23 protein-coding genes are annotated in these 19,090 nt (G+C 30.9%); 10 read left to right on the top strand and 13 right to left on the bottom strand.

Annotated elements, in window-relative coordinates; all coding sequences use genetic code 11:
* Positions 1 to 19 precede the first annotated feature (19 nt).
* From RN605_RS02290 to RN605_RS02275, 4 genes are all read right to left on the bottom strand, one after another.
* The gene (locus RN605_RS02290; RefSeq protein ID WP_313321836.1) at positions 20 to 514 is read right to left on the bottom strand and encodes a CAP domain-containing protein; all 495 of its coding nucleotides are present in this window, start codon (positions 512 to 514) and stop codon (positions 20 to 22) included.
* 314 nt (positions 515 to 828) lie between these two features.
* Entirely contained in the window at positions 829 to 1,473 is a 645-nt protein-coding gene (pdxH, locus tag RN605_RS02285; RefSeq protein ID WP_313321835.1) for a pyridoxamine 5'-phosphate oxidase, read from the bottom strand.
* 15 nt (positions 1,474 to 1,488) lie between these two features.
* The gene (locus RN605_RS02280) at positions 1,489 to 2,400 is read right to left on the bottom strand and encodes a ribonuclease Z (RefSeq protein ID WP_313321833.1); all 912 of its coding nucleotides are present in this window, start codon (positions 2,398 to 2,400) and stop codon (positions 1,489 to 1,491) included.
* Positions 2,401 to 2,426: 26 nt separating this feature from the next.
* Positions 2,427 to 2,759, bottom strand: a complete 333-nt coding sequence (locus RN605_RS02275; protein ID WP_313321831.1) for a ribonuclease Z — start codon at positions 2,757 to 2,759, stop codon at positions 2,427 to 2,429.
* A gap of 301 nt (positions 2,760 to 3,060) precedes the next feature.
* On the opposite strand from RN605_RS02275, the gene RN605_RS02270 reads away from it, so the two are divergent.
* Positions 3,061 to 3,402 carry a hypothetical protein gene (locus RN605_RS02270; RefSeq protein ID WP_313321829.1) on the top strand — a complete coding sequence of 114 codons (342 nt, stop codon included), beginning with the start codon at positions 3,061 to 3,063 and terminating at the stop codon, positions 3,400 to 3,402.
* Positions 3,403 to 3,478: 76 nt separating this feature from the next.
* Here the strand turns inward: RN605_RS02270 and RN605_RS02265 are convergent, their stop codons facing one another.
* The 8 genes from RN605_RS02265 to RN605_RS02230 form a co-directional block, all read right to left on the bottom strand.
* Positions 3,479 to 4,015 (bottom strand): Smr/MutS family protein, encoded by a 537-nt coding sequence (locus tag RN605_RS02265; protein WP_313321827.1) that lies wholly within the window; start codon positions 4,013 to 4,015, stop codon positions 3,479 to 3,481.
* Positions 4,008 to 4,202 carry a hypothetical protein gene (locus tag RN605_RS02260; RefSeq protein WP_313321825.1) on the bottom strand — a complete coding sequence of 65 codons (195 nt, stop codon included), beginning with the start codon at positions 4,200 to 4,202 and terminating at the stop codon, positions 4,008 to 4,010. Before RN605_RS02260 ends, RN605_RS02265 begins: the two co-directional genes overlap by 8 nt.
* Positions 4,203 to 4,274: 72 nt before the next feature.
* Positions 4,275 to 4,769, bottom strand: a complete 495-nt coding sequence (locus RN605_RS02255; protein ID WP_313321823.1) for a DUF5362 family protein — start codon at positions 4,767 to 4,769, stop codon at positions 4,275 to 4,277.
* A 37-nt stretch (positions 4,770 to 4,806) separates the two neighbouring features.
* A complete protein-coding gene (rocD, locus tag RN605_RS02250; protein WP_313321822.1) occupies positions 4,807 to 6,051 on the bottom strand; it encodes an ornithine--oxo-acid transaminase in 1,245 nt (414 codons plus the stop codon).
* A 123-nt stretch (positions 6,052 to 6,174) separates the two neighbouring features.
* A complete protein-coding gene (locus RN605_RS02245) occupies positions 6,175 to 6,876 on the bottom strand; it encodes a DUF1003 domain-containing protein (protein ID WP_313321820.1) in 702 nt (233 codons plus the stop codon).
* 39 nt (positions 6,877 to 6,915) lie between these two features.
* Complete coding sequence (locus RN605_RS02240) at positions 6,916 to 7,455, bottom strand: DUF1697 domain-containing protein (RefSeq protein WP_313321818.1); 540 nt, start codon at positions 7,453 to 7,455, stop codon at positions 6,916 to 6,918.
* A 353-nt stretch (positions 7,456 to 7,808) separates the two neighbouring features.
* Positions 7,809 to 8,273, bottom strand: coding sequence for a hypothetical protein (locus RN605_RS02235; RefSeq protein ID WP_313321816.1), 465 nt, complete (start codon positions 8,271 to 8,273; stop codon positions 7,809 to 7,811).
* A gap of 170 nt (positions 8,274 to 8,443) precedes the next feature.
* Positions 8,444 to 9,121 (bottom strand): porin family protein, encoded by a 678-nt coding sequence (locus RN605_RS02230; RefSeq protein ID WP_313321814.1) that lies wholly within the window; start codon positions 9,119 to 9,121, stop codon positions 8,444 to 8,446.
* 147 nt (positions 9,122 to 9,268) lie between these two features.
* Here RN605_RS02230 and rlmD point away from each other — a divergent pair, with 147 nt between their 5' ends.
* The 6 genes from rlmD (at position 9,269) to RN605_RS02200 (ending at position 14,344) form a co-directional block, all read left to right on the top strand.
* A complete protein-coding gene (rlmD, locus tag RN605_RS02225; RefSeq protein ID WP_313321812.1) occupies positions 9,269 to 10,687 on the top strand; it encodes a 23S rRNA (uracil(1939)-C(5))-methyltransferase RlmD in 1,419 nt (472 codons plus the stop codon).
* An 18-nt stretch (positions 10,688 to 10,705) separates the two neighbouring features.
* Entirely contained in the window at positions 10,706 to 11,203 is a 498-nt protein-coding gene (locus RN605_RS02220; protein ID WP_313321810.1) for a DUF6452 family protein, read from the top strand.
* Positions 11,175 to 11,903 (top strand): DUF6048 family protein, encoded by a 729-nt coding sequence (locus RN605_RS02215; RefSeq protein ID WP_313321808.1) that lies wholly within the window; start codon positions 11,175 to 11,177, stop codon positions 11,901 to 11,903. The genes RN605_RS02220 and RN605_RS02215 overlap by 29 nt, the downstream gene beginning before the upstream one ends.
* Before the next feature lie 2 nt (positions 11,904 to 11,905).
* Positions 11,906 to 12,139 carry a hypothetical protein gene (locus tag RN605_RS02210; RefSeq protein WP_313321807.1) on the top strand — a complete coding sequence of 78 codons (234 nt, stop codon included), beginning with the start codon at positions 11,906 to 11,908 and terminating at the stop codon, positions 12,137 to 12,139.
* 208 nt (positions 12,140 to 12,347) lie between these two features.
* Positions 12,348 to 12,713 carry a hypothetical protein gene (locus RN605_RS02205; protein ID WP_313321805.1) on the top strand — a complete coding sequence of 122 codons (366 nt, stop codon included), beginning with the start codon at positions 12,348 to 12,350 and terminating at the stop codon, positions 12,711 to 12,713.
* Between the two features lie 113 nt (positions 12,714 to 12,826).
* On the top strand, positions 12,827 to 14,344 hold the full coding sequence (locus RN605_RS02200) for a redoxin domain-containing protein (protein ID WP_313321803.1): 1,518 nt from the start codon (positions 12,827 to 12,829) through the stop codon (positions 14,342 to 14,344).
* Here RN605_RS02200 and RN605_RS02195 read toward each other — a convergent pair whose 3' ends face one another.
* Positions 14,345 to 15,484, bottom strand: a complete 1,140-nt coding sequence (locus RN605_RS02195) for a THUMP domain-containing class I SAM-dependent RNA methyltransferase (protein WP_394853506.1) — start codon at positions 15,482 to 15,484, stop codon at positions 14,345 to 14,347.
* 113 nt (positions 15,485 to 15,597) lie between these two features.
* Between RN605_RS02195 and RN605_RS02190 the strand changes: the two genes are divergently transcribed.
* From RN605_RS02190 to RN605_RS02180, 3 genes are all read left to right on the top strand, one after another.
* Positions 15,598 to 16,341, top strand: coding sequence for a class I SAM-dependent methyltransferase (locus RN605_RS02190; RefSeq protein ID WP_313321799.1), 744 nt, complete (start codon positions 15,598 to 15,600; stop codon positions 16,339 to 16,341).
* Positions 16,342 to 17,010: a ZIP family metal transporter gene (locus RN605_RS02185; RefSeq protein WP_313321797.1), complete on the top strand. Its 669-nt coding sequence runs from the start codon at positions 16,342 to 16,344 to the stop codon at positions 17,008 to 17,010. It begins immediately after the preceding gene.
* Between the two features lie 109 nt (positions 17,011 to 17,119).
* On the top strand, positions 17,120 to 19,060 hold the full coding sequence (locus RN605_RS02180) for a T9SS type B sorting domain-containing protein (protein WP_313321795.1): 1,941 nt from the start codon (positions 17,120 to 17,122) through the stop codon (positions 19,058 to 19,060).
* Positions 19,061 to 19,090: the final 30 nt, after the last annotated feature.

Raw genomic sequence — 19,090 nt, 5'->3', positions numbered from 1 at the left:
AAACAAAACAATAATCAAACTATTTTTTTATAAACATATTAGTGTAAAATTTTCTGCCTGTTTCTGGGTCGATAGTTACAGAAATACCAAAGTGAGTAAAATCACCTTCGATATTGGCTCTATGTCCAGGGCTGTTTTTCCAAGCGGCAAATGCGCTTTCTGGGGTAACATAATTGTAAGCTACATTTTCTGCAACTCTTTCTGCTCCCAATACTTGAATTAAGTTATCGGCTCTTTGTTGAAAGTAATCGTGACTTAAGGCTTGTTTTTCAATCATGTATTCATTGTGACCTTCTGAAGTATATGAAATATGATTGATAACTTCTAAACTGTTTAATCCTATAGATTGTCTGTAATCGTTGATAAGTTGAACTAAACGACTTTCAGTTTCATTGTAGTTGTACTCCGTAACAAGCTTTGCGGAAGAAGTAGCAGATGAATCATCTGATGAACAAGATACCATAGTGAACACAATTGCTAACGGCAACAATGCTCTAAACATTTTTGCTTTCATAGTAGTAGGTTAAGTTTTTAATAAAGTAGATGTGGGGCAAACACTTTATTGAGATTAATATTGACAGAACGTATTGATTGATTTGGTTCAGCAATACTACGCAAAACATCGTTTAAATTACAAATAAAATCGATGAAATACATTTTTTATTTATATTTATAAGATTATATCTTACATAAATGCAGTTCGTCGATAATTTGAAAATTATAAATCAAAATGCATTTTTAGAAAAAATATTGCTTTCAAAACGTTTCCAAAAATATAAACCACTTAAAAAAGTGGCTTATATAATTTGCGTTAATGTTTATACAATTTCACGGAGACAACCTTTCTATTATCCATGAAAAATTGTCAAGTTGTTTATATCTTATTCTGTCGTGAAGTCTATTTGGTCGACCTTGCCAAAATTCAACTTCCAATGGTTTTACTAAAAATCCACCCCAAAAGTCAGGACGCGGAATTTCTTTACCTTCAAATTGTTTCTCTAATTCTTTTAATTTGTCGTCTAAATATTCTCTGGAAGGAATAATTTCACTTTGTGATGACACTAATGCTCCAAGCTTACTTCCATCTGGTCGTGATTGAAAATAATTATCTGAAACAATTTCAGCTGTTTTTTCGGCAATTCCTTTAATTATAACTTGTCGTTCCATACTATGCCAAAAAAAAGATAGACAAATGTTTGGATTGTTTTGTATGGCTTTTCCTTTTTCGGAATTGTAGTTAGTGTAAAAGATAAAACCTTCTTCATTAAATTTTTTCAACAGCACTACTCTACTTTTTGGAAAACCATCTAAACCAATGGTTGAAACAGTCATTGCGTTTACTTCTTCAATATTTCCAAACTCTTCTACTTCGTAAAACCACTTGTGAAATAAATTTATAGGATCTTCAGGAATACTCGATTCTAAAAGTTCACTTTTTTCATAAGACTTTCTATAATTGCTCAAATCTTTCATTCTGTAATCAACTAATTAGTTATTAAAATCAAATGTTTTTCCATCATCGGCTAAAATAACATTTGAAAAAATTGTTTCTGCTTCTTCTTTAAATAATTCTATAGAATCATATCGAGTGCTGTAATGTCCTAAAATCAATTCTTTAACTTTAGCTTTCTTTGCTATTAATGCAGCTTCTTTAGCTGTACTGTGCATTGTTTTTAATGCTTTATCGGCTTCTGATTCTAAAAACGTAGTTTCATGATATAATATATCTACATTCTTTATAATAGACACAATCGATTCATCATACATGGTATCACTACAAAAAGCATATTTCATTGCTGGAATAGGATTGAATGTCAACTGTTCGTTTAGAATAGTTTTACCATTTTCAAGTGTAATATCTTTTCCATTTTTTATATTTTGATAGTAACACTTCTCGATTTTAAATTCTTCAACAGCAGCAATATTTAGTTTTCTTTCCTTTGGTTTTTCTTCAAACAAATAACCATTGGTATAAATTCTATGTTTTAAAGGAATTGTTTTTACCAAAACTTTATCGTCTTCATAAATCACTTCGCTTTCTTTTGATTCCAGTTCATGGAAAAACAAATTATAACCTGTATATGAATTTGAATATTTTAATTGCAGTAATATAATTTCTTTAATTCCTTTTGGACCATAGATATGTAAATCTGTTTGTCTGTTCAATAACATAAAGGTAGAAACCAATCCAACCAAACCATAAAAATGGTCACCATGCAAATGAGAAATAAAGATGTGGTTTATTTTTGAAAACTTTATTTTATTTCTTCTGAGTTGCACTTGCGTTCCTTCACCACAATCAATAAGAAACATTCTATTTCTTATTTCTAAAACTTGCGCTGTAGGATTGGTTATTGTTCTTGGTGTAGCTGCGTAACAGCCCAAAATGGTTAATTTCATTTATTAAGTTAAGTTGTATCGTGGTTTTAAAAACCTAAATCTCTTTCAATCTCTTCCATTTCAATAATATCATGTGCTTCTAAAACAGATGGAACTAAAGTAATATTATTGGGAACAGCATTGAAATCAAAATCATTAGCAACAAGCACAAATGACTTTTTAGCCTTTTTATGTTTTTTTATTAAATCTGAAAAAGACTTAACATCTTCTAATTGTAAATCATTATCGAATGAAAGGTCAACAATTAAATTCTGATCTTTAAAACTGTTGTATTCATGAGAAAGCTTTGTTATAAACTCAGCAGTATTGTATTGTGTATTTTTAATTAAAGTGCTATTTCCTTTTTGCTCAACTTTCATTTTTTTATTCTTTACTTATATCAGTATGCTAATTTACTAAGATTTTACGAGTTTTTACAATTATAGAATCAGTTTAGGCTTCAGAAGTTGTAGTTCATGGAATTTATTGGAATTTCATCGATGAAATACACGTTTTTTTAACATTTCATAGATTAACGGCAAAAAAAATACGCTGAAAACCCCTGATATCATTGGTTTTGTCGATTAAACGACAATTTGGGTTAGTTATCGAAAAAATTGTCCCAAAACTAGGTGTCGACATATCTTTGAAATGTAATTAAAACGAAAAAACATAAAGATTATGAAAACTACTAACACTATAACTCAAAAAAATTCTTCTAACATGAAAATGTTTGTATTATTTGTTGTGATGTTTTTATCATCTTCTGCTATGTTTTCTCAAGAAACTAAAGAAACTGTTTCTATTGTTGAGCCAACAACAATTGTTACAGATACTGTAGCTTCTACTTCTACTGAATTTGCAATTTGGTTCGTAGGAAGTACAAAAACATCTTCTCAAGATAAAAAATCAACTTTATCTTTTGATAAAAAGAATTTAATCAACTCTGGAATTCCAACAAATAAAGTATTAATCAAAAAAGTTTTAAAAACTATCGTTGGACAAGAGAGTAATATTGCTTAATAAATTTATGTTTAATAAATAAATTGGTTAGTTTAGTTAAAGTTAAAAAGTCTCGATTTCTCGAGACTTTTTTTTATTATTTATTTTGTTTGAAATAAACTTCTGTTGCACCTTGACCATATTTTTGATAATTGGCCTCTTGAAAAGTAATTGAATCATATCTTCCTAATAGAAAGTCTAATTCAGCTTTAAGAATGCCTTCACCTACTCCATGGATTAATACAATTTTTGGAATTCTGTTTCTGATTGCAAAATCAATGTGACGTTTTGCTGTTTCTGTTTGAATAGTTAGAATTTCGTGGTTAGATAATGATTTATGATTTTTTACTAGTTTCTCAATATGCAAATCAAAATCAGGAACAGGAACTTCTTTCTTAGATTTTTTTTCTCTGTTTATATAATTTGGTTTTGCAATTTCTTTTTGGTTAACAATCTCTTTTTTATTGAAATTAATACTTAATTCTTTGTTGCCAATTACTATTAATTCGTTTTCCTGAAAGTTTAATTCAAAACCATCTGTTGTATCTATGGTTATAGTTTTACCATTAACGGCAGTTACTACACCATCAATAGCATCATCTAAAACCGAAACTTTATCACCAATTTTAATCATTTTCTTCAGTATCGTTTTCTTCTTCGTCACTAAACTTACTTGGAATTTTTGAATTCAACTGAAACATTCCAAACATGAAAAGTACAATTACCACAATCACCACATACATATTTGGTTTTACTTTTGAATATTCATAAATCCCAATAATTATGGCAACTATTATAAAAGGTAATGCAAACTTTTTCATATCAACTATTTTCATCAAAAATAAAAAAACCAGCCGAAATAGCTGGTTTAATTAAAACTTTATTTTTTAGTATTACATCATGCTTGAAGCCATACTTGCTGCAAAAAGCACCATACCAATCATAAACAGAATGTATAGTGAAATCACTACGATAGTCATAATTCCTAAAAACTTATGATGCGATTTTAAATAAGTCAATGCATCTGCAACCATTTCGCTATTTCTAAAATTAAGCGCTTTTTTCATTCCTGATGCATATTTGAATAAATAATAGACTGGGAAAAAATAAATAACCGCAATGAGTACATAAAGAATAGGCATGTATTTCATGATTCCAAATACTGGATTCATGTTTTGCATTTCTTGCATACCTTCCATTCCTTCTAAGCCTTGTAATTCAGGTTGATTAGACATGGCTGAAAAAGCAGTGCCTACAAATAAAGCCGCTATTAGCATAAACCCAATTCCGATAAATCCAATAATAGCTAGAAAAGTACTCCATTTTGCACTTGTTCTTAATGAATCCATTGCTAATTCATTCAATTCAATTTTGTTTTGTTCTTCCATAAAGTTTGGTTTTTGGTTGGTTATAAAGTTTAATTGATTACTTTTCAAATTGCTTTAAAGTAGTAATAATAATAGAAACACAATCTAATAATTGTTCTTCATTCATTACTAATGGTGGCGCAAAACGGATAATATTTCCGTGAGTTGGTTTGGCTAATAATCCATTATCACGTAATGCCATACAAATATTCCAAGCGGTATCACTTTCTTCAGTATCGTTAATTACTACTGCATTTAATAAACCTTTACCACGAACTAATGTTGCAATATTTGATGTTTCAATATATTTAGCTAATTCTGAACGGAATAATTTTCCTAATCGTTCTGCGTTTTCAGCTAACTTTTCATCTTTTACTACTTCTAAAGCAGCAATTGCAACTGCTGCAGCAACCGGATTTCCACCAAAAGTAGAACCATGTTGACCAGGTTTGATTACATTCATTATTGAATCGTTTGCTAATACCGCCGAAACTGGATATGCACCGCCAGAAATAGCTTTTCCTAATATTAAAATATCGGGTTGCACATTTTCGTGATTTACTGCTAATAATTTTCCTGTTCTTGCAATACCTGTTTGTACTTCATCAGCAATAAATAAAACATTATTAGCTTCACAAAGTGCTTTTGCCTTTGATAAATATCCTTCACTAGGAACGTAAACTCCAGCTTCACCTTGAATGGGTTCTACTAAGAATCCTGCAATGTTTTTAGATGAATTAATGGCTTTTTCTAAAGCATCAATATCATCATAAGGTATTTTTATAAATCCTGCCGTGTAAGGTCCAAAATTCTTTCTGGCGTTTTCATCATTGGAGAAAGAAATAATGGTAGTAGTTCTTCCGTGGAAGTTTCCATCACAAACAATAATTTGTGCCTGGTTTTCATCAATACCTTTCTTTTCATAAGCCCATTTTCTACAGATTTTTAAAGCTGTTTCAACTGCTTCAGCACCTGTATTCATTGGTAATACTTTATCAAATCCAAAATAATTAGTAATGAATTCTTCATAAACGCCAAGCTTATCATTATAAAATGCTCTACTCGTAAGTGTCAAGGTTTGCGCTTGATTAATCATTGCATTTACAATCTTTGGATGACAATGACCTTGATTTACCGCCGAATAAGCCGATAAAAAATCATAATACTTTTTTCCTTCTACATCCCAAACATAAACACCTTCACCTCTACTCAATACTACAGGCAACGGATGATAATTGTGTGCACCATACTTGTTTTCTAATGCTATTGCATCCGCTGAACTCATTTTTTCTAAAACTGACATTGTTTTTAATTTTTTTGCCTAAACTCTTTTCAGGCTATTTTAAATTATCAATTCCTTCTTTTGGAGAGAAATCATCCATAGGTATAACAAAAGTATAATTTAATTGCGAATTGAAAACCAATTTTACTTCTTTATTCGTTCCAGTATGTCGTTCATCATTTCTATTTGAACCTTTTGTACCTCAATCAATTCTTGCTGTTGGTGCATGATTAAATGGTCTAACTTTTCATCCAACATTCTAATTTCTAATTCTGATTTTAAGTTAATCATATAATCTTTTTTTGCACGATCTCGGTCTTTTTCTTCCTGTCTGTTTTGACTCATCATGATTACTGGCGCTTGCAACGCTGCAACACACGATAATATCAAATTCAATAGTATGAATGGATATGGGTCAAACCCTTTATTTAAAAGGATAAAAATATTGGCGCCAATCCAAATGGATATGAATACTAAAAACGAAATAATAAACGTCCAGCTACCACCAAAGTCGGCTACTTTATCGGCGATTACTTGTCCAAAAGTTCTGTTGTCAACTTCGTCTTCTACTTTAGAAACAAACGAAGTATCATCAGACAATGAATCAATTACTTGCTTGTGAATACTGGACAACTGGCTTACTTCGGTTTGAAGAAATTTGCTAATATAGCGTTCTCTGTAGATGTTTAATTCATTCGTTGAAATGAATTGTTTTTCATTAAAATCAGGATAATCGGCTTTGATTAGATTAAAAATAGGAAAGCGAATATCGCAACCAACTACTTTATCTTTTTCTGGAAATTCTACTCCCGAAATGGCAGAAGTAAACGTCTTTTTAGAATTCATACTGAAGATTTTTTAAAGCTAATTTACAATTTATAACCTCTAATCGCCAAAAAGTTCCAACAACTTATTCACCGTGTTCCAATTGCGCGTGGTAGAAACTACATTCATGCTTTTTTCTATCCATTTGTTGTCGAGTTTGGTCTTTGCAGGCGAAATATCATACTTCAAATAAATCCTTCTTCCATCCAGTTGAATTTTATCGGGTTCTATAAAGTTAAGATTGAGCTGCGTTATCATGTTTTCGGGCAACTCTGAAGAAATAAACGATACATACAATTTTTTTAAATCAACATCGCTTTCGTTCAGGAACTCGTTTCGTTCTAAGCATGCTTGCAAATCGTCTTTGGTTACCATAATCACAGGAACATCGTGACCAAAGGTTTTATATATCTCTTGTTTTATCAAAAATCCAACTTTGGCTGCGCTTTCTTCATCGCTATCTACAAAAACATTTCCTGATTGTATATAAGTACTCACATTAGTAAACCCAATGCTTTCCAACGCTTTGCGCAACTCTTCCATTTTAATCATTTTATGACCCGATACGTTGATGCCGCGAAGAAGTGCTAAGTGTTTCATAAAGTTGTGGTTTCTAGTATTCTCAAAGATACTAATTTCATAAATTAATAATTCAAGTTATAGTTCTCCTTTTCAGAGAACTTATTCACAAAATCAGAGAGTTGGTTTCCTTTTTTAGAGCACTGCTTCCCTATTTTTCTAAACTGTTTCTCTGAATAAGAGAACCTAGTTTCCTTTTTCAGTGAACTGGTTTAGTGATTTAGAGAACTTGTTTGCTTCTAAGGAGAACTACTTCTCTTTCGAACAGAATTGCCTTCCTTTTTTAGAGAACAAGTTCACTTCGGAAGAGAACTTCAGATATGGACATAAAAAAACCAGCACTTTTTGGCTGGTTTAGGTTTAGAGTTATACGATTACTCGGGCTTCTTTTTGCCCTGACCTTTAAAACGTTTGCCTATTTGTATAACCATTTCTTTAGCATTAGCATCTTTTTTAGCAGCCAATTTCAAATAATTATATACTTCGTCAGCTTCTTTCATAGCATCAGAACCTAACGCTAGAATAGTGTCGTTCAAACCTTCTGTTAGCGCCTGTGAAGCTACTAACAAAGGATACAATTTGTTAATGAGTTGAACATCTTTCCCAAATTCTGATAAAGGAAAATCAGATGGCAAACTAGAAGGAAACTGATTACCCGCTGCTAGATTGTCATTAACATAGTCCACACTTTTTGGACCCATCTTTCGAAATCTTTTTCGCTCTTCGGCTGAAAGGTTCAGCAAAAAAGGAAAAAGATCTTTCACAGTCTTGATACCCGTAATTGCATTTTCAATTGTAGTATCATCTGTACCGGCTGAAATTAAATTTTGTCGAGCCATTTTACACTTTTATTAAATTAATAAATAATCATTTTGAGTGTGCACCTCATTATCAAAACGTTTAAATTGTTTTTGTAGTATTACCTTTATGTGATATTTAACAAATATTTATGATTTGGACATAAAAAAAGCACCGCAAGTGCGATGCTTTTTTATATTGTAATAACTAATTAGTTAAATCTATAGGCTAAACCTAGACTAAATACAGAGTTTTTAATATTTTGTGAAGAACCATTTCCGTCAACTACATCATTTCCTTCAAAAACTTTAGTGAGTCCCAAAGCATATCTTCCGCCGATGCCTAAACCATTTTTAAATTCATAACCTAAACCAAAATTCAATCCAAAATCGAAAGTATTGGTTTTTGCATCAATATTGTTTTGGTCAAAAAAATCATCTGTATCCCAAGTTAATGATTGCCCGTTTCCTTCAGCTTCAAGCTCTTTTTTGACATTAAAACCTAATTGAGGTCCTAACTCAATATAAAAATCTTTAGCTGGATAATATTTAACCATCAATGGAAGCAATATATAATCCATTCTATAGGTAATATCTACATTTATTCCTTCAGATGAACCTTGTTGCACTAATCCTTGCGTACTATATACTAATTCTGGTTGAAAAGCAAACTTTTCACTGAACTTATAGTACAGAAATCCACCAATATTAACACCAATTCTAGATTTTGTTTCAACATCTGCACTCTCAGAATCTGTTAATTTAGCTAAATTGAATCCTAACTTTAATCCAAACTTCACTGGTTTGGAACTTGAACTTGTATTGGTGTTTCCTTGAGCAATAGCCAAAGAACTAACAAAAACCGCTACTAATACTAATAATTTTTTCATGTTTTGTTGTTATTAATGTAGTGCGAAAATACTACATTTTGTGATATGATAAATAAAATCTATAAAAATATTTAATAGGTAACAATTATTTAAACACTACATTAAGATTTGATTTAATAACTGATAAACTTTCTCTATTTTTGCGCCATGAGAAGAAAAGAAACCAAGAAAGTAATCTTTGAAAATATAAAAGTTCTTGATGCTGGCGCCAAAGGTGTTTCGGTAGCCAAAGCTCCCGAAGGTCAAGTAATCTTTATCCCTAATGTAGTTCCGGGTGATGTGGTAGATGTGCAAACGTTTAAGAAACGAAAAGCCTACTACGAAGGCAAAGCCATAAAGTTTCATGAATTATCAGAGCATCGTGTTGAACCCGTTTGTCAGCACTTTGGTGTTTGTGGCGGTTGCAAATGGCAAAACATGAACTACAGCCAGCAATTGTTCTACAAAAATCAGGAAGTGTATAACAACCTGAAACGTATTGGCAAAATACCACTACCCGACTTTGAACCAATATTAGGTTCTGAAAAACAGTTTTTCTACCGCAACAAAATGGAGTTTGGTTTTTCAGATTCGCGTTGGTTAACCAATGAAGAAATTGCTTCGGGCGAGTCGTTTCAAAAGAATGCTTTAGGTTTTCACATTCCAAAAATGTGGGATAAGATTCTAGACATCGAAAAATGTCACTTACAAGAAGATCCGTCTAACGAAATCAGAAACGCCATTAGAGATTTTGCTACCGAAAAAGGCATGACGTTTTTTAATGCTCGAAATCACGCAGGTTTGTTGAGAACACTGATGATGCGAACCGCTTCTACTGGTGAAATTATGGTGTTGATTCAATTTTTTGAAGACGATAAAGCCAACCGCGAGTTGCTTTTGGATTTTGTTTACGAGAAGTTTCCACAAATCACTTCGCTGCAATATGTCATCAACAGTAAAGCCAACGATACGCTTTATGACCAAAACATCATTTTGTATAAAGGTCGCGATTATATTTTGGAAGAAATGGAAGGTTTGCATTTTAGTATTAATGCTAAATCGTTCTATCAAACCAATTCAGACCAAGCGTATGAATTGTATAAAATATCCCGAGAATTTGCTGGTTTAACAGGCAACGAGCTGGTATATGATTTATATACCGGAACTGGAACCATAGCACAGTTTGTATCAAAGCAAGCAAAGAAAGTTATTGGTGTAGAAGCCGTTCCTGAAGCCATTGCCGATGCCAAAGAAAATGCGAAACGCAACAATATTACCAACTGCGAATTTTATGTTGGTGATATGAAAAATGTGTTTAACGAAGAGTTCATCAAAACGCATGGTCATCCAGATGTGATTATTACCGATCCACCACGAGATGGAATGCACAAAGACGTAGTGGAACAAATTATGAAAATTGCTCCAGAGAAAGTGGTTTATGTAAGTTGTAACTCGGCAACACAAGCTAGAGATTTGGCCTTGATGGATGAAAAATATAGTGTTACACGTGTTCGTCCGGTAGATATGTTTCCGCAAACGCATCATGTAGAAAATGTTGTACTTTTGGAAAAAAGAATTGCAAATTAGAAATTACCAATTACGATTATGAAAAAAATAATCCTGCTACTATTACTTGCTGTTTCCTTTTCCAGCTGTGAAAAAGATGATATCTGTGCCGATGATACTACTCCAAAATTAATTATTGAGTTTTTTGACACTAACAATCCTTCAGTAAATAAAAACATAGTTGGTTTAAAAGTAACCGCCGAAGGTGAAACAATTGAATACAATACTTTTTCATCTGTTAGCAAAATTGCTATTCCGTTACGAATTGATGGAACAACTACTAAATATAGTTTTATTTTGAATAGCAGCGATGTTGATAATTTAAACGAAGACTTTTTAGAATTTAATTATACTACACAAAATGTTTATGTTTCAAGAGCATGTGGTTACAAAACCATTTTCGAATTGAATAATGATGCTTCGGGTGTAATCAATACAGATGCAACAACTCCAGACGGTATTTGGATGCAAGATATAGTGACAGAAACTAACTCAATTACTAATGAAAATGAAACACACATTAAAATATACTTTTAGCATAGCTTTGATGTTGCTTTCATTAGTAACATTTGGTCAAGAGCAAACCACCAAAACAGATACAATTGCACCAAAAAAGGAACGTTACGGCATTCGATTTGGAGTTGATTTGTTTAAACTGACGCGTTCTTTTTATGAAGATAAATATAAAGGTATTGAAGTTGTTGGTGATTATCGTTTAACCAGAAGACATTATTTAGCAGCCGAAATTGGTAATGAAAATAAAACAGTTGATGAAGACCATTTAAACTTTACGACCAAAGGTTCTTATATTAAAATTGGTTTTGATTACAACGGTTATGAAAATTGGCTGAATATGGAGAACCAAATTTATGTTGGTTTGCGTTATGGTTTCAGTACTTTTAGTCAAACGCTTAATTCCTACTCTGTTTATAACTCTAATCAGTATTTTGGGCCAAGTGATGTAATTATTTCTGGTGATAAATTTGATGGATTATCGGCACAATGGCTAGAAGTAGTTGCTGGTGTAAAAGCAGAAGTTTTTAATAATGTTTATGTTGGTTTTAGCTTCAGAGTAAATAGACTTTTTGGTCAAAAACAACCTAATAATTTTGAGAATTTATACATTCCGGGATTTAACAGAACTTATAATGGGGACTTTGGTGTTGGATTCAATTATACGGTTTCCTACTTTATTCCGTTGTATAAAGCAACCGTTAAACCAAAAGAGAAAAAATAATCATGGCAAAAAAAACAAAAGCACTACTATATAATCTAATCTGCTTTGCAGTTTTATTTATACTATTCCGTTATTTAATTGATAAATATACCGGCTTAACAGGCATTTTCATTCCTTTAACTGCCTTTGTTGTGGGAACGTTATTAGCTCCGAAATTTCAGGCTGCCAAATTTCAAGGTGATGAAAAAATATTCATGCGCTGGATTTTTATTAAAGGAGTTAAAGAAATTAAATAATTTCTTTTTATCATCAAATAATACTTATAAATTACATATTACTTTGAATTTCTATTGAAAAAATGATTAATTAAATTACAATAAATCATTAATAATCAATTAGAAACTTAAGAATCAACTTGTAATAATGTTAAAATATTATAAAGTGATGTCTTTATTATATACATTTGCAATACCCAAATTTATTGAATAACATAATTTTAATGCTATGCAGAGTACTGATTTCCGCTATACGATTCATTTTAAGGTAAATGAAGCTAATCAAAAGATGATTGTTTTAAATCAATCTCCATTCTTCAAAGGAAATGGAACTGAAATACAAATTCCTTTGGATGACATTGATAGTGTTATCTATTCTTTAAAGACCGCTAAAGATGAAGCTAACTCTTTATCACTATCTCAATTTTCTGTCGATCCAATTGTTGAAATTGAACCAAGTATTGTCAATACTTTAGTATCCTTATTCCTTTCTGGAATTCCAATTCCGGTTTTATCAAATCAATATGAAATAGATGAACCGACTATTAGATATAACCTTGAATCAAAAGGTATAATCTTAATGGATGAGATTTAAATTTTAGTCAATTAAAAACGATAAGTTTTTTATTAATTAAAAATTAAGTTTAATAAAGCTATTAATTCACTTATTTTTGTGTTTATTGTTGCATAATTATTTGTGATTTAACTATGATTAAAAAAATATTTCTTCTCCTTTTTTGCAGTCTAAGCCTAATTACCAAAGCACAAAATGGCTTTGATATATCGGTTACCATAAAAAATTGTCCAGATACTTTGGCATTTTTAACCTTTTATCAATATGATAAAACATTGATAAAAGATACTTGCAAAACCATAAAAAATGGTAAAATGATTTTCAAAGGAAAATCTAAATTGGAAAAAGGAATTTATTCTATTGTTAGTCAGCAAAAGTCAATTTATTTTGATTTTTTTGTTGATGATGAAACTCAAAAATTAGAAATCAATGCCGAATATGGTCCTGAATTAGTAAAAAGTTTAAATTCTCCTACTTCAAAAAGAGAAAATGAATTTTTTGAATACATCAAAACTATTAATAAAGAAGGTTCAGATTTTCAAATATGGAAACAAAATCTGAATGCAAAAAACAAGAAAGATTCACTTGCCATTTTTGACAAACAAAAAGAATTCGAACTACGATTGCAAAACATAGAAGAAGAATTTATTTCAAAGAACAAAGGAAGTTTTATCGCGGATGTTATAAATCTTAAAATGGAGAAAAACTTAAAAAACCCTCCAAAAGCTTCAAATGGAAGAACCGATAGCATTGCCGTATTCAATTATTATAAAAAACATTTTTGGGATGATGTTGACTTTAAAGATTCTGGAATTTTTAGAAATCCTTTTTTTCATTTAAAAGTTAAAAAATATTTAGACCAAGTTGCTTATCCACATCCTGACACTTTAATTATTGAAGTAGATAGACTGATTGACAAAACAATTCCTGGTAGTTTATTGAATAAATTATTTATAGGAAACTTTACTTACACCTATGAAACATCCAAACTCATGGGATTTGATAAAGTTTTTGTTCATATGTCTGACAAATATTTTAAAACAGGCAAAGCAGTTGGAATTTATAACGATGATTCTGTTATTCAAAAAATCATTAAACGTGCTGATAAACTAAAACCAATAACCGTTGGAAACATCGCTCCCGATTTATCGATGATTGATGTTAAAAATGGTCCAAGAATGAAGCAATTAGGTTTTGAAAAAGCGAATACCAGCGAAGAAGTAACCAAATTATTTTATGGCAATCAACCCGAATTGAATAAAATGTTTGTGAAGCTTCATGATATAAAAGCAGCATATACCATTTTGATATTTTGGGATGTTGATTGTGGTCATTGTCAAAAAGAAATTCCTGTTTTACTGGATGTTTACCACGATTTACTCAAAGAAAAGAAAGATGTTAAAGTATATAGTGTTTATACACTTTTTGACTCAGAGAAATATCAAAAATACATTGATGAACACAAGCTTGATTTCATTAATTTATACGATGCTTCACACTTAAATAACGTTATCGAAAAGTATGATGTTTACTCAACGCCTGTAATTTATATTTTAGATAAAGACAAAAGAATCAAGGCGAAAAGAATTGGTGTTGAGCAAATAAAAGACATCATCAATGCTTTAGAAAAAGAAGTTAAAAATAAATCTTAATTACTGATTAAATTTAGCTTTCTTGCTGCCTTCATACATTTCGTATTTTACCAATCGCGCTTCTAAACTTCCGTTAAAAAGTTTAATTTTTCTTGACGGTCGAAGTCCTACAAATTTTAAGGCATCTAAGTTTGCTGTGATGAACCATGCGTTTGTATTTGGATAATTATTTTTCAAAGTATCACCCAGTTCACGATAAAATCGTTCTAAATCAATATCCAAACGTTCTCCATACGGCGGATTAAAAACCATGTGTAACGGACCAGCATTTTCTTTTTTAGTATCAAAAAAATTAGCTTGAGCAATTGTCACATAATCTTCTAAATTAGCATTCAAAATATTATCTTTTGCTTTATTTACAGCACTTGGCGCTTTATCATAACCAGTAATAGTATATCTGAATTCTTTAGTACGTTTTAACAAAGCATCGATTATTTGGTCAAACAAATCATTATCCCAATCGTTCCATTTTTCGAAAGCAAATTCTTTTCTATTGATGTTAGCTGGAATATTACAAGCAATCATGGCAGCTTCGGCTAAAATTGTTCCCGAACCACACATTGGATCCATAAAATCAGAACTTCCATCCCAACCCGAAAGCAACAACATTCCTGCCGCTAAAACTTCATTGATTGGAGCAATGTTGGTTGCTGTTCTATAACCACGTTGATGTAACGATTCTCCTGAAGAATCTAATGATACCGTACATTGATCTCTATCAATATGAATGTGAATTTTTAAATCAGGAAAATCTTTATCAATACTTGGTCTAATTCCGGTTTTTTCTCTAAACTGATCCACAATAGCATCTTTTGCTTTTTGTGAAACAAACTGAGAATGCTTAAAATTATCAGAATGAATGGTTGTGTCAATTACAAATGTTTGATTTTCATTTAAATATTTTGACCAATCAATTCCTTGAATGCCTTTGTATAAACTTTGATCATTAAAAGCTCTGAATTGATAGATTGGTTTTAAAATTTTTAAAGCGGTTCTAAGCGACAAATTGGCTTTATACATAAAACCTTTATCTCCTTTAAAACTAACAGCACGCGTTCCGATTTCAACATTTTGAGCACCTAAAAGTTGTAATTCTTTGGCTAATATTTCTTCAAAACCAAAAAAGGTTTTGGCTAACATTTTAAAATTTTCCATTCAATATCAATTATGAAGTTTTAACAATATTTAATTGTTAAAAAACTTAGGCAAAAATACATTAAATTTGCGGGTTCAGAATTCATTGAAAAGAATAAATGTCAGAAATTAAAAAAACACCAAGTCAAAACTGGTTTGCTTCTTGGTTTGATACACCATACTACCATATACTTTACAAGGATAGAAATTATCGTGAAGCGCAAATTTTCATGGATAATTTAACGCATTATTTAAACTTACCCGAAAAAGCCAAAGTACTTGACTTGGCTTGTGGTAAAGGAAGGCACGCTATCTATTTAAACCAACTAGGATTTAACGTTGTTGGTGCTGATTTGTCTGAAAACAACATTGCTGAAGCCAATAAAAATGCTAACGAAAGTTTACACTTTTTAGTTCACGACATGCGCGAATCCTATGAAGAAAAATTTGATGCCATTTTTAATTTATTCACCAGTTTTGGGTATTTTGAAAAAGAAGAAGACGATTTAAAAACTTTAATCGCTATAAAAGAAAGTCTCTCAGAATATGGTTTTGCCGTTATCGATTTTATGAATCCCAAACAAGTCATTGAAAATTTGATTCCTGAAGAACTTAAATCTATCGACGGAATAGATTTTCACATCAAAAGATTTGTTCAAGATGGCTTTATAATTAAAGAAATTGATTTTGAAGATAATGGAGAAAAATATCACTTTGCAGAAAAAGTCAGAGCATATTGTTTAGAAGATTTTCAACGATTGATGAATGAAGCCGGAATCTATTTGTTGGATGTATTTGGTGATTATAAATTAAAAAAGTTCCATAAAAACACAAGCGAACGTTTGATTATGATTTTTAAATAAATGAATTATATACTTCCTTTATTATCGGTTATTCTTGGTTATTTTTTTGCTATTGCAATCAAACCAAAAGACAAAAAGAATTTGAAACTGCTTTTAGCTTTCAGCGGTTCTTTTTTGTTATCCTTGACGGTTTTACAATTATTACCAGAAGTTTATGAAAATCCATCTAAAAGAGTTGGAATTTTTATCATGGCTGGAATTTTATTCCAAATCATTTTGGAATTTTTCTCCAAAGGAGCTGAACATGGCCATGTTCATGGTCATGATAAAATAAATCATATTCCATGGTTGCTTTTTATTAGTTTGTGTGTTCACGCTTTGCTTGAAGGTTTTCCGGTTGGTCATCATCATGATTTAGCCATCGGAATTGCTATTCATCATTTGCCAATAGCTATTATATTAACAACATTTTTTCTGAATGCAGGTTTGAACAAAAAAGCTTTGCTTTTGTTCATGTTTACATTTGCCTTAATGACTCCAGCCGGAACATTACTTTCAGACACATTTCCAATACTAAACGATTATTATACTGAAATTACTGCAGTAGTTATTGGGATTTTATTTCATATTTCCTCAACTATTATTTTTGAAAGCAGCGAAGGCCATAAATTTAATGTGGCAAAAGTTTCTATGATTATTCTAGGAATTTTATTGGCGAGTTTATTGTAAATTTATTTTTTAAAAACTCTCAAAATTATATTTTTAAGTTAAAAAAATATTTTATTTTAAATATTTCACTAAATTACAAGAAATAATAAGAAAATACTTTTAAGTTATTATGCGCTCTTTATTTTACATATTCTTTATTTTATTTTCTTCAAATTTAATTGCTCAAATTGGACTTTGTGATGGTGTAAAAGGAGAAATAAAATTTTATGAAAATTTTGGAGAAGCACAAGGAATTGGCTCCCCATTACTCAATGACGAGATCACTTATAGTTATACTGAAAATTTTCCTGAGGCAGGTGAATACACTATAAGAAGCAATACTTTACCTGGAACTGACATATTACCTAATTCTTGGTTATGGCATCTTTTGGCAAATGGATGGTCAACAAATCCTGGTAAAATGTTGTTAATTAATGCGAATGGGGATCCAGGTGTTTTTTACAAAAAAAAGATAACAGGTCTATGCGATACAACAAATTATGAGTTTTCCTTTTGGGCAGCATCTTTATATAATATAAATTCAAATTTATGTAGTGAAAATAATGGTTTAGGTGTACCAGTAAATTTTAAAATTGAAGTTTGGGATGTTAATGAAACTCAAATTTTAAATTCAGTAGTTACAGGTAATATTAATAATAGTACTACCATAAATTTTCAGCAGTATGGGCTTGTTTTTTCGACTCTTTCTGGACAATCTGAAGTTATTGTTAAAATTTCTAACAATAATCAACAATCAGGTTGTGGTAATGATTTAGCTATTGACGAAATAAAAATTCAACTTTGTGGGGATAATCCAATATTATCGTCTGTTGAATATGAAAACAACTCTATATTTTGCGCTGAAGACACACCAATTAACTTTACATTAAATCTTGAAAACTCAAGTCTTGGTAATTATTTTTTATGGCAACAAAGTATTGATGAAATAAATTGGACAAATATTGACGATATTCCATCACAATTTAACAATAATACTATAAATTTTAACATAACAAACATAGTATCGACGACTCACTTTAGAGTAGCTTTTGCTTCGTCTACATCAAATCTTTCTAACGATGATTTTAAATGTTCTTGGTATTCAAATATATTCACTATAAGAGTATTATCATCAACTGATGCGCCTGTAAGTTTTTTTAGTGAAGCAAGCTACTGTGGTGATAATGCAATACCTGCTTTGGCTATTGTTCCTGTCCCAAATTTAACTGTAAACTGGTACGATAGTGCTGTTGGCGGAAATTTACTTCAATCAAATTCATTTAATTATGTTCCTGATGGACCAGGTATTTATTATGCTGCTTATGACTCAACAGATTATCCTTGTCTAGGTGATATTAGAACACCTATAACCCTTTTGTGGTATCCAGGTATTGAAATTGATCAACATCCTCCTCCAATTTTAATTTGTGGAGGAGAAGGTGCTATTTTAGATGCTTTACATCCAAACTCAATTTATGAATGGGAACCATCATATGTGGGTAATACTCAGACTGTAACGGTATATGAGCCAGGACTATATACTGTTACAATTAGAGACTTATCAAATCCATGTGTAGAAGCTAAGACCAGGACATTTATAGTTGAAGGATATCAAAATCCAGAAATTCTTCAAATAAATAACATTGGTAATTCTATCATTGTAACAATGACGGTTGATGATAACTATGAATATTCTTTAGATGGAATTACATGGCAGAGTTCTAATATATTCGAAAATGTCGAAGCTGGTCTAATAAATGTTTATGTTAGAGATTTAATTCAATGTGGAATGGATTCTATGGAATATTTCTTTTTGGGATATATACCAGCATATTTCACCCCTAATGGCGATTCATATAACGATGTATTTACTATAAAAAATATGACCCAACTAAACTTGACGGTACAAATTTTTGATAGATATGGAAAAATCATAACAGTATTGAATTCTGCTAATCCAACTTGGAACGGTAATTTTAATGAAAAAAAATTGCCTAGCTCTGATTATTGGTATAAAATCATTAGAGACGATATAATAATATTAGTAGGACATGTAGCTCTAAAACGATGATTTCTTCTTTTAGATAATTAAATCTTAGTG

It is taken from the genome of Flavobacterium sp. PMTSA4, assembly GCF_032098525.1.
Taxonomy (GTDB): domain Bacteria; phylum Bacteroidota; class Bacteroidia; order Flavobacteriales; family Flavobacteriaceae; genus Flavobacterium; species Flavobacterium capsici.
This window is presented reverse-complemented; position numbering and strand designations above follow the sequence as displayed.

Bases quoted from the DNA above. Each gene is read 5' to 3' on its own strand.
- rocD (WP_313321822.1), bottom strand. From the start codon at position 6,051: ATGTCAGTTTTAGAAAAAATGAGTTCAGCGGATGCAATAGCATTAGAA.
- RN605_RS02195 (WP_394853506.1), bottom strand. From the start codon at position 15,484: ATGTTAGCCAAAACCTTTTTTGGTTTTGAAGAAATATTAGCCAAAGAA.
- RN605_RS02280 (WP_313321833.1), bottom strand. From the start codon at position 2,400: ATGAAATTAACCATTTTGGGCTGTTACGCAGCTACACCAAGAACAATA.
- RN605_RS02205 (WP_313321805.1), top strand. From the start codon at position 12,348: ATGCAGAGTACTGATTTCCGCTATACGATTCATTTTAAGGTAAATGAA.
- RN605_RS02270 (WP_313321829.1), top strand. From the start codon at position 3,061: ATGAAAACTACTAACACTATAACTCAAAAAAATTCTTCTAACATGAAA.
- RN605_RS02210 (WP_313321807.1), top strand. From the start codon at position 11,906: ATGGCAAAAAAAACAAAAGCACTACTATATAATCTAATCTGCTTTGCA.
- RN605_RS02220 (WP_313321810.1), top strand. From the start codon at position 10,706: ATGAAAAAAATAATCCTGCTACTATTACTTGCTGTTTCCTTTTCCAGC.
- RN605_RS02265 (WP_313321827.1), bottom strand. From the start codon at position 4,015: ATGATTAAAATTGGTGATAAAGTTTCGGTTTTAGATGATGCTATTGAT.
- RN605_RS02275 (WP_313321831.1), bottom strand. From the start codon at position 2,759: ATGAAAGTTGAGCAAAAAGGAAATAGCACTTTAATTAAAAATACACAA.
- RN605_RS02240 (WP_313321818.1), bottom strand. From the start codon at position 7,455: ATGAAACACTTAGCACTTCTTCGCGGCATCAACGTATCGGGTCATAAA.
- pdxH (WP_313321835.1), bottom strand. From the start codon at position 1,473: ATGAAAGATTTGAGCAATTATAGAAAGTCTTATGAAAAAAGTGAACTT.
- RN605_RS02235 (WP_313321816.1), bottom strand. From the start codon at position 8,273: ATGGCTCGACAAAATTTAATTTCAGCCGGTACAGATGATACTACAATT.
- rlmD (WP_313321812.1), top strand. From the start codon at position 9,269: ATGAGAAGAAAAGAAACCAAGAAAGTAATCTTTGAAAATATAAAAGTT.
- RN605_RS02245 (WP_313321820.1), bottom strand. From the start codon at position 6,876: ATGAATTCTAAAAAGACGTTTACTTCTGCCATTTCGGGAGTAGAATTT.
- RN605_RS02255 (WP_313321823.1), bottom strand. From the start codon at position 4,769: ATGGAAGAACAAAACAAAATTGAATTGAATGAATTAGCAATGGATTCA.
- RN605_RS02200 (WP_313321803.1), top strand. From the start codon at position 12,827: ATGATTAAAAAAATATTTCTTCTCCTTTTTTGCAGTCTAAGCCTAATT.
- RN605_RS02185 (WP_313321797.1), top strand. From the start codon at position 16,342: ATGAATTATATACTTCCTTTATTATCGGTTATTCTTGGTTATTTTTTT.
- RN605_RS02180 (WP_313321795.1), top strand. From the start codon at position 17,120: ATGCGCTCTTTATTTTACATATTCTTTATTTTATTTTCTTCAAATTTA.
- RN605_RS02215 (WP_313321808.1), top strand. From the start codon at position 11,175: ATGAAACACACATTAAAATATACTTTTAGCATAGCTTTGATGTTGCTT.
- RN605_RS02230 (WP_313321814.1), bottom strand. From the start codon at position 9,121: ATGAAAAAATTATTAGTATTAGTAGCGGTTTTTGTTAGTTCTTTGGCT.
- RN605_RS02260 (WP_313321825.1), bottom strand. From the start codon at position 4,202: ATGAAAAAGTTTGCATTACCTTTTATAATAGTTGCCATAATTATTGGG.
- RN605_RS02290 (WP_313321836.1), bottom strand. From the start codon at position 514: ATGAAAGCAAAAATGTTTAGAGCATTGTTGCCGTTAGCAATTGTGTTC.
- RN605_RS02190 (WP_313321799.1), top strand. From the start codon at position 15,598: ATGTCAGAAATTAAAAAAACACCAAGTCAAAACTGGTTTGCTTCTTGG.